The organism is Nocardia farcinica (genome assembly GCF_001182745.1).
GTDB lineage: Bacteria > Actinomycetota > Actinomycetes > Mycobacteriales > Mycobacteriaceae > Nocardia > Nocardia farcinica.
Genome location: NZ_LN868938.1, coordinates 1335151 through 1348463 on the forward strand (window position 1 = coordinate 1335151; position 13313 = coordinate 1348463).

7 protein-coding genes and 1 tRNA gene are annotated in these 13313 nt (G+C 66.4%); 3 read left to right on the forward strand and 5 right to left on the reverse strand.

All coding sequences use genetic code 11. The features are described from left to right. Positions 1-34: 34 nt before the first annotated feature. Together AMO33_RS06480 and AMO33_RS06485 are read left to right on the forward strand one after the other, a co-directional pair. Positions 35-3265 carry a beta-phosphoglucomutase family hydrolase gene (locus tag AMO33_RS06480; protein WP_060591227.1) on the forward strand — a complete coding sequence of 1077 codons (3231 nt, stop codon included), beginning with the start codon at positions 35-37 and terminating at the stop codon, positions 3263-3265. A 72-nt stretch (positions 3266-3337) separates the two neighbouring features. After that, positions 3338-3421 (forward strand) — tRNA-Leu (locus tag AMO33_RS06485). A gap of 171 nt (positions 3422-3592) precedes the next feature. On the opposite strand, the gene AMO33_RS06490 is transcribed toward AMO33_RS06485, so the two are convergent. Next, positions 3593-7036 carry a DEAD/DEAH box helicase family protein gene (locus AMO33_RS06490; RefSeq protein WP_060591229.1) on the reverse strand — a complete coding sequence of 1148 codons (3444 nt, stop codon included), beginning with the start codon at positions 7034-7036 and terminating at the stop codon, positions 3593-3595. Positions 7037-7350: 314 nt separating this feature from the next. On the opposite strand from AMO33_RS06490, the gene AMO33_RS06495 reads away from it, so the two are divergent. Beyond that, positions 7351-8613 (forward strand): ATP-binding protein, encoded by a 1263-nt coding sequence (locus AMO33_RS06495; protein WP_174520483.1) that lies wholly within the window; start codon positions 7351-7353, stop codon positions 8611-8613. Positions 8614-8661: 48 nt separating this feature from the next. On the opposite strand, the gene AMO33_RS06500 is transcribed toward AMO33_RS06495, so the two are convergent. From AMO33_RS06500 to AMO33_RS06515, 4 genes are all read right to left on the reverse strand, one after another. Further along, the gene (locus AMO33_RS06500) at positions 8662-9588 is read right to left on the reverse strand and encodes a restriction endonuclease (RefSeq protein WP_060591231.1); all 927 of its coding nucleotides are present in this window, start codon (positions 9586-9588) and stop codon (positions 8662-8664) included. After that, positions 9585-10670, reverse strand: coding sequence for a restriction endonuclease subunit S (locus tag AMO33_RS06505; RefSeq protein WP_082668601.1), 1086 nt, complete (start codon positions 10668-10670; stop codon positions 9585-9587). Before AMO33_RS06505 ends, AMO33_RS06500 begins: the two co-directional genes overlap by 4 nt. Before the next feature lie 83 nt (positions 10671-10753). After that, complete coding sequence (locus AMO33_RS06510) at positions 10754-12298, reverse strand: type I restriction-modification system subunit M (protein WP_060591236.1); 1545 nt, start codon at positions 12296-12298, stop codon at positions 10754-10756. A 227-nt stretch (positions 12299-12525) separates the two neighbouring features. After that, positions 12526-13311 (reverse strand): alpha/beta fold hydrolase, encoded by a 786-nt coding sequence (locus AMO33_RS06515; protein ID WP_060591239.1) that lies wholly within the window; start codon positions 13309-13311, stop codon positions 12526-12528. Positions 13312-13313 lie beyond the last annotated feature (2 nt).

Below are 13313 nucleotides of genomic sequence, written 5' to 3' on the forward strand. Positions count from 1 at the left end.
TTCGATCCCGCCGAACCGGGTATTCCTCCTGCCGATGCGACTGGAACATCTACCCGCTCCGCTGGGCCGAACGCAGAACGACTACGGCGCTGTCGTGTTCGACATGGACGGCGTCGTCACCGACACCGCCGCCGTGCACGCGGCAGCCTGGAAGACGCTCTTCGACGAGGCGTTGGGTCGCGTGCGCGGACCCGACGAACCCGAATTCGACATCGTCGAGGACTACCGCCGCTGGGTGGACGGCCGCAGCCGGGAGGACGGTGTCCGCGAGTTCCTGTCCTCGCGCGGCATCACCCTGCCCGAGGGCGAGCCCGACGACGAAAGGGGCGCGTTGACCGTGTCCGGCCTGTCCCGTCGCAAACAGGACCTGTTCACCGCCGAACTCGACCGCAACGGCGTCCGCGTCTTCCCCGACGCCGCCGAGCTGCTGCGCCGGCTGCGCGCGACGGGCGTGCCGACGGCGCTGGTCACCGCCAGCCGCAACAGTGCGGCCGTGTTGGCGGCCGCGGGCCTGGCTGAGCTTTTCACCGTGCGCGTGGACGGCACCGACGCCGCACGGCTCGGCCTGCCCGGCAAGCCCGATCCGGCGATGTTCCTCGAGGCCGCGTGCCGGCTGGGGGTCGCGCCCATCGACGCCGCGGTGCTCGAGGACGCCACCTCCGGTGTCCGTGCCGCGGCCACGGGTGGGTTCGGCCTCGTCGTCGGCGTGGACCGCACCGGTGCCGCGTCCGGGCTGGCGGAGGCGGGCGCCGACGTCGTCGTCACCGATCTGGCCGACCTGCCGTTCGCCCCGCCCCACGGCAGCACCGCACCCCCGGTCGCGCAACGATGGGGCGGCGGTGCGACCGACGGCAGCCCCGGCGGCTGGAACCTCATCTACGACGACTTCGTGCCCGCCCAGGAAGGCACCCGGGAAGCGTTGTGCACCACCGGAAACGGCTACTGGGCCAGCCGCGGCTCCTATCCCGGCAGCACCGCCGACACCGTCCACTACCCCGGCACCTACCTGGCGGGCGTCTACAACCGGATCACCTCCCACATCGGCGGCCGCGACGTCGAGACCGAGCACATGGTCAACGCACCGGACTGGACCTACCTCACCGTGCGGCCCGCCGACGGCCCGGTGCTGCTGCCGGGCATTCCGGAGATGGTGGCCCACCACCAGGACCTCAACCTGCGGTCCGGCGTGCTGACCACCATCGACCACTACCGGCACGGCCAGGGCAGGCGCACCAAGGTCACCACCCGCCGCTTCCACTCCATGACCGACCCGCACCTGGCGGCACTCGAGGTCACCGTGGTGGCCGAGAACTGGAGCGGGCAGGTGGTGATCGAATCCCGTGTCGACGGCCGGGTCGCCAACCGCAACGTCGCCGCCGACCGGCCACTGGACGGACGACACCTGGGCCCGGGCGCCCATCACCGTCCCGACGAGGAAACCCTGCTGTACGAGACGGTCACCCGGCAGTCGGGGGTGCGCATCGCCACCGCGATACGCACCCGCACCGAGGCCACCGTCCGCGACCGGAGTCCACTGGCCGACGAGCAGTGCCCCGGCGACCGCTTCACCCTCGACATCGACTCCGGGACAGCGGTTTCCATCGAGAAGGTCGCCGCCGTGAGCACCTCCCGCGACCGCGCCGTCAGCACCGCCGCCCTCGACGCCGCCCACCGGATCAGGAACGCCCCCTGCCTCGCCCCGATGCTGGACGCCCACGTCACCGCCTGGGCGCGACTGTGGGACCGCTTCGGCATCCGGCTCGACGACGGCACCACCCACCGACTGGCGTTGAACCTGCACATCTTCCACGTCCTGCAGACCGTCGCCGCCGCCGACCCCGACCTCGACGCCGGGCTTCCGGCCCGCGGCCTGCACGGCGAGGCCTACCGCGGTCACATCTTCTGGGACGAACTGTTCGTCTACCCGATGCTCACCCTGCGCCGCCCCGAACTCACCCGCGCCTTCCTGCTCTACCGCTACCGGCGCTTGCGCCGCGCCTGCGCGGCCGCCACCGCGGCCGGACTCGACGGCGCCCTGTTCCCCTGGCAGAGCGGCAGCGACGGCCGCGACGAAACCCCCGCCGAACTGCTGAACACCCGCAACGGCCAGTGGATGCCGGACAATTCGCGCCGCCAGCACCACGTCGGCCTGGCGCTGGCCTACAGCGTCTGGCAGTACTACCAGAGCACCGACGACGAGCGGTTCCTGTTCGACCACGGCGCCGAGATCGTCATCCAAGTGGCGCGCCTGTTCGCCGCCCTGGCCACCTACGACCCCGCCGACGACCGCTTCGACATCAGCGGTGTGATGGGCCCCGACGAATACCACGACGGCTACCCCGACACCCCCGGCGGCGGACTGCGCAACAACACCTACACCAATGTCCTCACCGCCTGGGTGCTCGCCCGCGCCCGCGACATCGTGCTGCTGCTCGACGGCCGCGACTGCACCCCGCTGCGCGAACGGCTGCGACTGCGCCCCGAAGAACCCGCCCGGTGGGACCGGATCAGCAGACGGTTGCGCGTGCCCTTCCACCGCGACGGCATCATCAGCCAGTTCGAGGGATACGAGGATCTCGCCGAATTCGATTGGGCGGCCTACCGTTCCGAGTACGGCAACATCGAACGGCTCGACCTCATCCTGCAGGCCGAAGGCGACAGCACCAACCGCTACAAACTCTCCAAACAGGCCGACGTGCTGATGCTGTTCTACCTGTTCTCGGCCGAGGAACTACGCGACATCTTCGAGCGCCTCGGCTACGCCCTGCCACCGGAACTCATCCCCCGCACCGTCGCCTACTACCTCGCCAGGACCAGCCACGGCTCCACCCTCAGCCGCCTCGCCCACGCCTGGGTGCTGGCCCGCACCGACCGCACCGCCTCGTGGTCGCTGTTCGAACAAGCCCTCGCCGCCGACCTCGCCGACACCCAGGGCGGCACCACCCGCGAAGGCGTCCACATCGGCGCGATGGCCGGCACCGCCGACATGGTGCTGCGCTGCTACGGCGGCCTAGAAACCCGCCGCGACACCCTCCGCCTGCACCCGGTGCTCCCCACCGAACTCCACGAAGCCGAATTCACCATCTCCTACCGCGGCCAACCCCTCACCGTCACCGTCACCCACACCCACGTGAACCTGCGCCTGCACGCCAGCCGCGCCGCCCCCATCCGCGTCGTCGTCGAAGACGTGGAGCGCACGATCGGCCCCGGCCAGACCTGGCGCGTCCCCCTGACCACCCGCCGCCCCACCCCCGCCCTGATTTGACGCCGCCACCGCCCCGTCGTTTATGATCTTGATCCGCCGGTCCGAGCGACCCGGCGCGACAACAGAACACGGGTCCGGGTGGCGGAATGGCAGACGCGCTAGCTTGAGGTGCTAGTGCCCGTAAAGGGCGTGGGGGTTCAAGTCCCCCTTCGGACACAGCATTCCCGCGAATTCGGTGTGGGGCCTGGTAGCGGGATCGTCATAACTCTCGAGTTCACGCGTACGCCGAATCTCGGTCGGTCGCCACCGAAGGCGCGGAGCAGTATCCGTCCGCCGACGTGTGGCCACGCCTGCTGGATCTCGTCTTTCGGCCGGCGAGCTGGTCGGTCAGGCGCTCGCGCCGACCGACTCGTTGATCGACCGAATCACGCCGAGGAGCCGCTTCGTCTGCTCGGGGGCGAACAGTTGCGTCGGGCCCTGCGGCGCCGCGTCGGTGAACGGCGGCTCGAACAACAGCTTCGGGTCCATCTCGCCGTGCCGGGTGAGGTGGCCGATGACGAGGTTGACGAAGTCGATCTGACTTGCGGTGGCGGTGCGTTCGCCGAGGAACTCGGCGAACGCTTCCTGCACGGCCTGCTGATCGAGGCCGACGAGGGAGCGGATGAAACGTCCGAGTCCGTGCGCGTTGGCGACGGCGCGTTCCATGTCCTCCGGTTCGCCGGCGCCACTGCGGGCCAGCAGTTCCTCGAGTGATTCCAGATCGACCGGTGTCAACGGCTTGCCCGATCGCAGCTTCTGCAGCGCCAGGTTGTCCGGCTGACGGCGCAGATAGTCACGCACCTTCGCCGTGTACCGCTCGATATCGGTACCGGACCGCATCTCGGGCATGTCCCGTTCGACGACCTCGCCGAGGGTGTCGGTGAAGTCGGTGTAGACGACGACGCGCTTCTTCTTGTCGAGCAACCCGACGATGGAACGGAGTTCTCGCCGAGCGTGCTCGAGCATGTCGACGGTGATGTCCTCCCACCACTCGTCGCTCGCGACCTCGCGCAGCAGTTCTTCCTTCGCCTTCACCTTCGGGATGGTGAGTCCCTCGTCGAGAAGGCCGTTCACGACGCTGCGGATCGTGTCGGCGTGCCGCGGCAGGGTACCGTCGGCGACGAGGAGAGCGAGCTGTCCGCGCAGGACGACGAGGTCGAAGCGTTTCGCCATCTCGTCGTTGTCGCGGATGGTGGTGGGCAGGTCCGCGAGATTGTCGATGATCTCCGCGACCTGCTGGTCGGTGAGGGATTCCCAGGCGGCGCGGTCGGCGTACTTCTCCACCTGACGGCGCCGGGTGCGAACGATGAAATTGTCCAGTCGCATCCCGGCGACCTGCCCGTGGAGCAGGTCCGCGGTGTCGCGCCGCAACGCCTGCGATGCGCCGGAGTTGTCGAGAGCGGCGAGCAGTTCGGTTCGGGTGGTGAACAGCCGCTGCGAGAGCGACGGCGCGAGTGCTCCTTCCGAGGCGTCGGGGTGCTGCTCGAAGTAGTCGAAGTTGCCGCAGACGTCGAAGATGAAGAAATCGGTCTTGTCCTGGCCGGGACCGTACAGGTCGGGGCACAGCCGAGTGCCACGACCGACCATCTGCCAGAATTTCGACTTCGACCGCACCGGCTTGAAGAACACGAGATTCACGACCTCGGGGACATCGATACCGGTGTCGAGCATGTCGACGGAGATCGCGATGTGCGGTTCCTGGTCGGGCTGGGCGAACTTGTCGATGAGGTCCTGACTGTAGCTGACCGAGTGGGTGATGACGCGCGCGAACGAGCCCTTGAACTCCGGGTAGCTCACGTCGAATCGGTCGGCGATGAACTTGGCGTGCAGCTCGTTCTTCGCGAAGACGATGGTCTTGCCGAGCCGGTCGCCGCCGGCGACGCGATGGCCGTGGGTCATCAGGGTTTCGAGGACCTTGTCGACGGTGTCGGTGTTGAACAACCACTTGTTGACGGCCTCGGCCTGCACGACGTCGGGGATCTCGTCGTCTGCGACATCGTCGCCCCAGTCGATGGACTCGTACCGCTTCTTCTCCTCCTCGGTGAGGTCGGCATAGCGGATTCCCCGCAACGGGAAGGACAGCGGGACGTCCACCGCGCGCGGCGGGACCAGGTACTCGTCGGCGATGGCCTCATCGAGCGGGTAGTCGTTGGTCGGGACGCCGGTTTCGAGATGGAACAACTGGTAGGTGTTGTAGTCGACTTCGTCCTTCGGGGTCGCGGTGAGCCCGAGGAGCAGCGAGTCGAAGTACCGGAAGATGTGCCGGTACTTCTGGTACACCGATCGGTGCGCCTCGTCGATCACGATGAGATCGAAGTAGCCGGGGCCGAATCGCCTGGTGCCTCCGTCGGTTTCGTCGATCAACCCCATCATCGTGGGATAGGTGGAGACGTAGACCCGCCCCTCGGTGTTCTTGTCGGTCAGCAGGTTCACCGGCGAGGAGTCCGGCAGGTGTGTCTTGAACGCGCCGACGGCCTGCTTGACCAGGGCCTTCCGGTCGGCGAGGAACAGCACCCGCTTGACCCAGTTGGCGCGCATCAGCATGTCGGTGAGCGCCACGACGGTGCGTGTCTTGCCCGAGCCGGTGGCCATGACGAGGAGCGCAGCACGCTGGTTCTCGGCCTCGAACCGCTCGGTGACGGCGCGGATCGCCCTCTCCTGGTACGGCCGACCGGCGATCTCCTGGGGTACGGGCATCTCGCTGAGCGCCTTCCTCGTCGTCCGACGGGCGACGAGGAGCTCGAGTTCGTCACGGGTGTGAAAACCGGCGATCTCCCGCGGCGGATAGCGCAGGTCATCCCAGAAGTGATGTTCGAACCCATTGCTGTAGTAGATGACCGGCCGCCTGCCGAACTGCTGCTCGAGGCAATCGGCATACAGCTTCGCCTGCTGCTGACCGGCAAACGGATCGACGGATGTCTTCTTCGCCTCGACGACCGCCAGCGGCAAACCGTCCGCGCCCCACAGCACGTAGTCGACGAATCCGTTCTTGCCGTCGGGCATTCCGGTGACGGGGAACTCGCGGTCCCGTTTCTGGTCGAGCATCCAGCCGGCCTCACGGAGCATGAGATCGACCAGGTCGCGCCGGGTCTGCGCCTCGTCGTAGTCGTGCGTGTCGGGGGTTGCGGCGCTCGCTTGCTGCGCGGCGTGGATCTGGGCGCGCAACTCCGCGATCAGCTGCTCGTAGCTGGCCTTCTCGAGTTCCGCCGTCTCGGAGGCCTCGTCGCGGGCCTTGAGCTGTGCGATGAGGTCCTGCTTCTCGGCTTCGGACTTCTCGAGCTGCGCGTCCTTGGCGGCCAGCTCGGCCTCGAGCTTGCCGAGCTGCGCGACGGTCTTCGCCACGACCGCACCACCACCCGGCTTGGGCAGCCGACCGGGGTCGAACTGCTGCAGCGGCGACGGCTTGCTCGACGGCTGGGTCGCGTAGGTGCGGGCCAGCCACGACAGAATGTGGAACAGCTCGGCGAGCGCCTTGTGGCCGGCGTCCTTCGACACGGGCTTGGCGTCGTGGACGGCTGTGTTGCCCAGTCGGCGGATGAGGTCCATCTTCGTGACGAGTGCGTGGCCGACGACCCCGACGAACTTGCCGTCGTGGATCCGGGCCGCGAGGTCCGACTTGTACGGCTCGGGCAGGTTCTGCGCGCGATAGATCCACATGACCGTGTGCTCCACGGTGCGGCGCGCGTAGAAGCAGGTGGTGCGCGGGTCGAACAGGGCGTCGCGCTCGGCCTTCTTGGCCTCGGCATACAGCTGCGGCCATTCGGCCTGCAGGAAGTCGAAGTTCCCCACCATGGGCCCCGCGGTCCTCTCCGAACTCGTGTGCGGCGTGCGCAGTGACGTGTTGTTCCGTGCTCGATCTTGGCACAGGCGCCGGAGCTTCCCGGAGCTGATGAACATTACAGGTGGGGTCCGACAGGTTCCCTCATCGGCGATACCGCACGGCTCGCGGTGGACTTGCGGGCCCTCGCCAGGACGGTAGTCGTCACATCCATAAGGCTCGTATCGGCAGATCCGCAGCACAACCACCGGCAGATCCACAGCAGAAGATCCGGCAGATCCACAATCAGTGGTTCGGCAGATCCACAGAATGCGATAGCATGGAACTCATGCGAATGGGAGTCGACTACCTACCGCGGCATGCGGCTGAACTGGTAAAAGAGGCTCTCGAAGATACCCGCGTGGTGATCGTCAACGGCGCCCGCCAAACCGGTAAGAGCACGCTGGCGGAACACTGCGTCAAGGACCACCCGAATGTCGTCAAACGCTACCTGGACGATCCCCGCACCCGGGATGCCGCCGCGGACGATCCCGTCGCCTTCCTGGATGCTCCCGGACTCATGCTCATCGACGAGGTGCAGCGGGTGCCCGACCTCTGGCTGGCCATCAAGCACACCGTCGATCGCGACCCGCGGCCCGGACGATTCCTCCTCACCGGATCGGCCCGCCTACTCGGCCTGAGCTCACTCCCCGACGCCATGCCGGGGCGGTCGGAAACCATTGAACTGTTCCCCCTGTCTCAGGGCGAGATCTCGGGCGCACCGGACGGTTTCATCGACGCCGCGTTCACCTACGGCCGCCATCTCGAGATCCCGGACTCCGGACTCCGGCGCCGTGACTATCTCGCCTTGGCCGCCCGCGGCGGTTATCCCGAATCCGTGCACCGGACCAGCGACCGCCGCCGCGCCCAGTTCGCACGTTCCTACCTCGACGACATCATGACCCGGGATATCCGTCAGGTCGCCGACATCCAGCGAGCCGCGGATATGCGCCGCCTCATCGTCACCCTCGCCGCCCAGAGCGGCGGATTGCTGAACTACGACCGGCTCGCCTCGGCATTGAGCATGCCCGCCTCCACCATCCGCAATTACGTCGCGATCCTCGAACTCATCTACCTCGTCCGCCTTGTTCCCGCATGGTCTGCCAATGCCACCATGCGCGCCGTGGCCACCCCCAAGGTCGTCTTCACCGACTCCGGCCTGGCCGGCCACCTGCTCGCCGGCATCACCAACGACGCCACCACCGGCGGACTCCTCGAAACCTTCGTCATCGGAGAACTCACCCGTCAGCTGACGTGGAGTCACTCCCTGGCCCAGCTCCACCACTACCGGGACCGCGACGGCCACGAGGTCGATGCGCTGCTGGAGAACAACGCAGGCCAAGTCGTCGCTATCGAGGTGAAAGCGGCGGAAACCGTGCGCTCCGAGGATTTCCGCGGCCTGCGGCATCTACAGCGGCGCCTCGGCGACCGATTCCACGCCGGTTTCGTCCTGTACTGCGGTGACCAGCAGCTCCCCTTCGGCGACCAGCTGGCCGCCCTGCCGATCAGCGCCCTGTGGACCGCGGAGAACCCGCACCGCTCGGCGGAATGAACAGCGAGCGGCGCTCCCATCAGGAGCTCCACGCTCACCTTCAGTGGATCATTCGAAGTAGTCCTCGTCGACCTCGACAACGGTGAAGGTCTGCCGAGTCTGGACGGCGACGCCGTAGCGGATCATGAGCTCGGCGAGGCGTCCGCCGTCGATGAGGATGATGCGGGTGCCGATGTTCTTCGCGTACTCGCGTGCGCCCGACGTGAACGCGCTGGTGGTGATGAAGACGCCACGGGCCGCGCCCACACCGTGCAGTGCGCCGACGAACGCCTGGATCTCGGGCCGGCCGACGGTGTTGTCCGCGCCGTAACGCTTGGCCTGCACGTAGATTCGCTCGAGGCCGAGCGGGTCCTGGTCGATCACGCCGTCGACGCCACCGTCTCCGGAGCCCCCGATCCGAGCGGCCCGGCCCTCGGTGCCCCCGTAACCCATCGCGACGAGCACATCGAGCACCGACTGTTCCAGGAACGCCGGGTCCTGACCGCGCAACCGCGCGAGCAGGTCTGCCGCAACCTCGGAGTGCAGGCGCTCGACGCCGTGCTCGATCTGCTCTAGGGGGTCGACATCTTCGTCTGCTTCCGCGGGGTCTATTGCCGGCGCGACATTCGGCGATCCCGATCGGGACGGGGTGTAGTCGCGGTACGCAGGTACTGTTTGCAGAACCTTCTCAGTGATCCCGTCCGGATGAGCTTCGAGCAGCGCGCGGCCCGCCTCCGTGATGACGAACGTCGCGCGGGCCGGCTTGTCCACCAGCTTCGCGCGGTACAGCCCGCTGAGCGCCCAACTGATGCGGTTGTCGGCCCGCCCCTGCCCCGACGGCAGCACCTCGGCCCGCTGCTCGGCTGTCAACCCGACATAATCTTCCACTGCCGTGTGCAGGTCCCGCTTTCGCCAGATCTTGCCATCGGTGAGCACTTTCAGCACCGGGGTGAGGAATCCCGACCATGGCGGAATTGCTGAGACAGGTGCGGTCACAGCTCACCTCGGAAGGCACGGGACTGGAGGGAGGCGAAGAGGGCATCGAGCTCGCCGAGGGCGGTGCGATGGAGGCGGGATATTTCGCCGAGCCGACCGACACGCGACGCGTAATCCTGCTGTCGCTCCAGCGGTGGCAGCCGAAGCTGAAACGACTTTACATCGGTCTGATTGATACTCGATTGATTGACTGCATCCTTTGCCGCAAGGACAATCTGACCACGCAAGTAACTGCTCTGGAGCTGTGCAAGGCAGAACGTTGGGCTGATGAGGTCCTCGTTCAGTGTGATTCTCATCATGTTCGACTCAAAGACCACTACCTGATCGAGCGCTGGAACGATTGCGCTCTTTCCGAGGTGCTCAATGCTGTTGACCCTATTGATAATAATATCGTTCATATGTAGCGCATACTTTTTCTCCTCGGCGCCGTCAACTCGGACCCTCTTGAGCGAGTCGGGCTTGATCGGAACACCGTTGTGAAATCCATCTATACGAAGGATTCTGGCACCGGATCCATATTCGCTAGATGGCTTGTACAGCCCGTTCTGCGGGCCTTCAAGCATTACCGATTCAAACTCTACTGTTGGCCAATCCATATCGTTGGCGCTAAGAGTTCCGAACATGTCGATGAAGATCGACTGGGTCAGCTCGTCGAGGCGGGCGAGGGCTTCGCGGCGCTTGGCGCGGAGGGCGTCGGCGTGGTCGAGGATCGTCGCGATCCGCCGCTGCTCCACTAGTGGCGGCACCGGAACCGGGAGGGCTGCGAGTACCTTCGGACTCAGGCGCGGCAAATTCGCTCCGGCGCTCCGGGAATTCGCCCAGTCAACCAACCGTGGTTGCCGGAGATAGTGAAGCAGGAATCGAGCATCCATGACGTCAGTTACTCGAACCGGAATAATGTCGGTGCTACAGACTCCAGAGAAGTCGGGGATCGCGATCTTCGCCAGGTATGGTCGCAACTTCCCATAGAGAATGTCCCCGGGTTCGAACGCAAACTTAGCGCTCGCAACATCGCCTGCGGTTATCAAATGCGGGTCAAGCAGACGCCCGCCAGGTTCGATGTGCTCAAGACCCAAATACATAGTTCCGTCGGCAATATCACGCGCTTGAAGTTGTATACGGGGAAGCGAAGCAATTGTCGAGAGCTCGACAACGGGCCACCCACTCACGCCACACCACCCGCAAGCATCTCCCGCAGCTGTGCCATGCCGTCGGTGATTTCCTTCTCGAGCCGATCGAGCTCGTCGAGAATCTCAGTAGGTGACCTGTGCTCGACCTCCTCGTGTACGACCTCCTTGTACCGATTCAGCGACAGGTCATACCCCTGCGCAGCGATGTCATCCTTCGGCACGCAGAAGCTCTGCTCCGTCCGAGCCCGCTCCAGCTCGGCCCCGTCGCGTTCGGCCCAGCGCCGCAACACATCCGGAAGGTTGTTCTTCGCGTGCTCGTCATCCGACAGCTCCGCGAGGGCACCGAGCTTGCCGACGTCCAGCAACGGGTTGCGCTTGTCGTCCAGGGACCAACCGTCGGCCTGCACGTCGTAGAACCACACGTTGTCGGTCCCACCGGAATTGGTCTTGGTGAAGAACAGGATCGCCGTCGACACACCCGCATACGGCTTGAACACACCTGACGGCAGCTTCACCACCGCATCGAGCTTCTGCTCCTCGACCAGGATCCGCCGAAGTTCCTTGTGCGCCTTCGAGGACCCGAACAGCACCCCGTCCGGCACGATCACCGCCGCCCGCCCACCGGGCTTGAGCAGGCGCAGGAACAACGCCAGGAACAGCAGTTCGGTCTTCTTCGTCTTCGCGATCTGTTGTAGATCCTTGGCGGTGTTCTCGTAGTCCAACGACCCGGCGAACGGGGGATTCGCCAGGACCAGCGAATACGCTTCGGCGTCACCGGTGTTCGCCTCCGCGAGGGAATCACGGTAGCGGATGTCGGGCTGTTCGATGCCGTGCAGCAGCATGTTCATCGACCCGATTCGCAGCATCGTGTTGTCGAAGTCGAAGCCGTGGAACATTTTGTGGTGGTAGTGGTGCTTACCTGCGCCCGAGTTGATCGCGTCCGCGTGGTGGGCGCGCATGTACTCCGACGCAGCCACCAGGAAGCCACATGTCCCGGACGCCGGGTCGACGATCGTGTCGCCGGGTTTCGGGGCCATCATGTGGACCATCAGCTCGATGATGTGGCGCGGGGTGCGGAACTGGCCGTTCTGGCCGGCGGAGGCGATTTTCGCGAGCAGGTATTCGTAGATGTCGCCCTTGGTGTCGCGGTTCTCCATCGGCACCTTGTCCAGGCGATCGACTACCCGCTGCAACATGCCAGGGTTCGGGATCGTGAGCCGGGCGTCCTTCATGAAGTGCGCATACGTGGAGTCCTCGCCGCGCATCTCCTTGATGAACGGGAACACCCGGTTCGCGACGATGTCGAACATCTCGTCGGCATGCCGGTCCCGGAACACCGACCAGCGCAGGTCGTTGTACGGCCGGCCCTCCGGGTCGTTCCCTTCCGGGAACGGGTTGCCCTCGAGCGGCTGCGCCAGCAGGTTCGCCCGCTCCAGCGCGCGGGTCTGCTCATCGTCCAGGCGCCGGATGAACAGCAGGTATGTGATCTGCTCCATCACCTCGAGTGGATTGGAGATGCCACCTGTCCAGAACGCGTCCCAGACTGCGTCGACCTTGTTCTTGATGTCACCGGTGATCACGGGATACCAAAACCTGCCTGTTCTGCTCGACGAAGACCAACAGAACTGTATAGATCACCGGCCGATACCACCGTTCCCCCGCCCCCTTCCGGATCACTCGGACGGTCGTGCCTGCCTGTCCGACTCGCCGACTCTGCCGGCGGGGCGGCCCAGCCGCCGGGGTCCGCCGGCGCCATGACCGAGCCGGCCGTGTCATAGCCGACGACGATTGCGACCAGTGCGCCCGATCAGGCGCGGTGTGGGCCCGGGACCGCGCCGGTGGTGGCCAGGATGGTCGCCGCGACCAGTTCCGGGTCGTCGATCATCGGCACGTGGCCGACGCCGGGCAGGATCTCGAAGCGGGCTTGCGGGAGCCGTTCCCGGGCGATGCGGCCGTTGACTTCGGGTGGCAGGATGGCGTCCGCACCGGACCAGGCCAGGGTGATCGGGCACGGCAGTTCGGGGACGGCGGGGATGTACTCGTCGGTGGCGAGCAGGTCTTCGGTGGCGGCGCATTCGACGAGGTCGGTCGCCGCGGTCAGTGCTTGTGCCGGGGTCAGTCGGTCGGCGTGGCAGGCGATGTCGCGCATGGCGAGTCGGCGGATCGTCGCCGAGCGGAAGACCAGCGGCTGGACCCGGTGGGTTGCCCGGGTGAGTGCGCCGAGGCGGCGCAGTTTCCGGACCGCGGCGGTCTGCCCGTGGCCGCCGGGGTTCCAGAAGCCGGCGGGTGAGAGGGCGCAGACGCTCGAGGCGCGGCCGCGGAGTGCCAGTTCGATGGCGATCCAGCCGCCGAGTGAGTTGCCCGCGAGGTGGGCTTGCTCGATACCGCGATCGTCGAGCATCCGTTCGGCCGCGTCGACGACGTCGCGCACCCGGACCGGGCGCTGCCGCACCGCGGGCCCGCCCCGGTGGCCGAGCGCGGTCGGCGCGAACACGTCGTGGTGGTCGCTCAGGTGCGGGACGACGTCGTCCCACGCCGCCGCGGACATGGTGACGCCGTGGAACAGGACTACTGATGAGCGAGCGGGACTCATCA

Bases quoted from the DNA above. Each gene is read 5' to 3' on its own strand.
- AMO33_RS06480 (WP_060591227.1), top strand. From the start codon at position 35: ATGCGACTGGAACATCTACCCGCTCCGCTGGGCCGAACGCAGAACGAC.
- AMO33_RS06490 (WP_060591229.1), bottom strand. From the start codon at position 7,036: ATGGTGGGGAACTTCGACTTCCTGCAGGCCGAATGGCCGCAGCTGTAT.
- AMO33_RS06495 (WP_174520483.1), top strand. From the start codon at position 7,351: ATGCGAATGGGAGTCGACTACCTACCGCGGCATGCGGCTGAACTGGTA.
- AMO33_RS06505 (WP_082668601.1), bottom strand. From the start codon at position 10,670: ATGTATTTGGGTCTTGAGCACATCGAACCTGGCGGGCGTCTGCTTGAC.
- AMO33_RS06515 (WP_060591239.1), bottom strand. From the start codon at position 13,311: ATGAGTCCCGCTCGCTCATCAGTAGTCCTGTTCCACGGCGTCACCATG.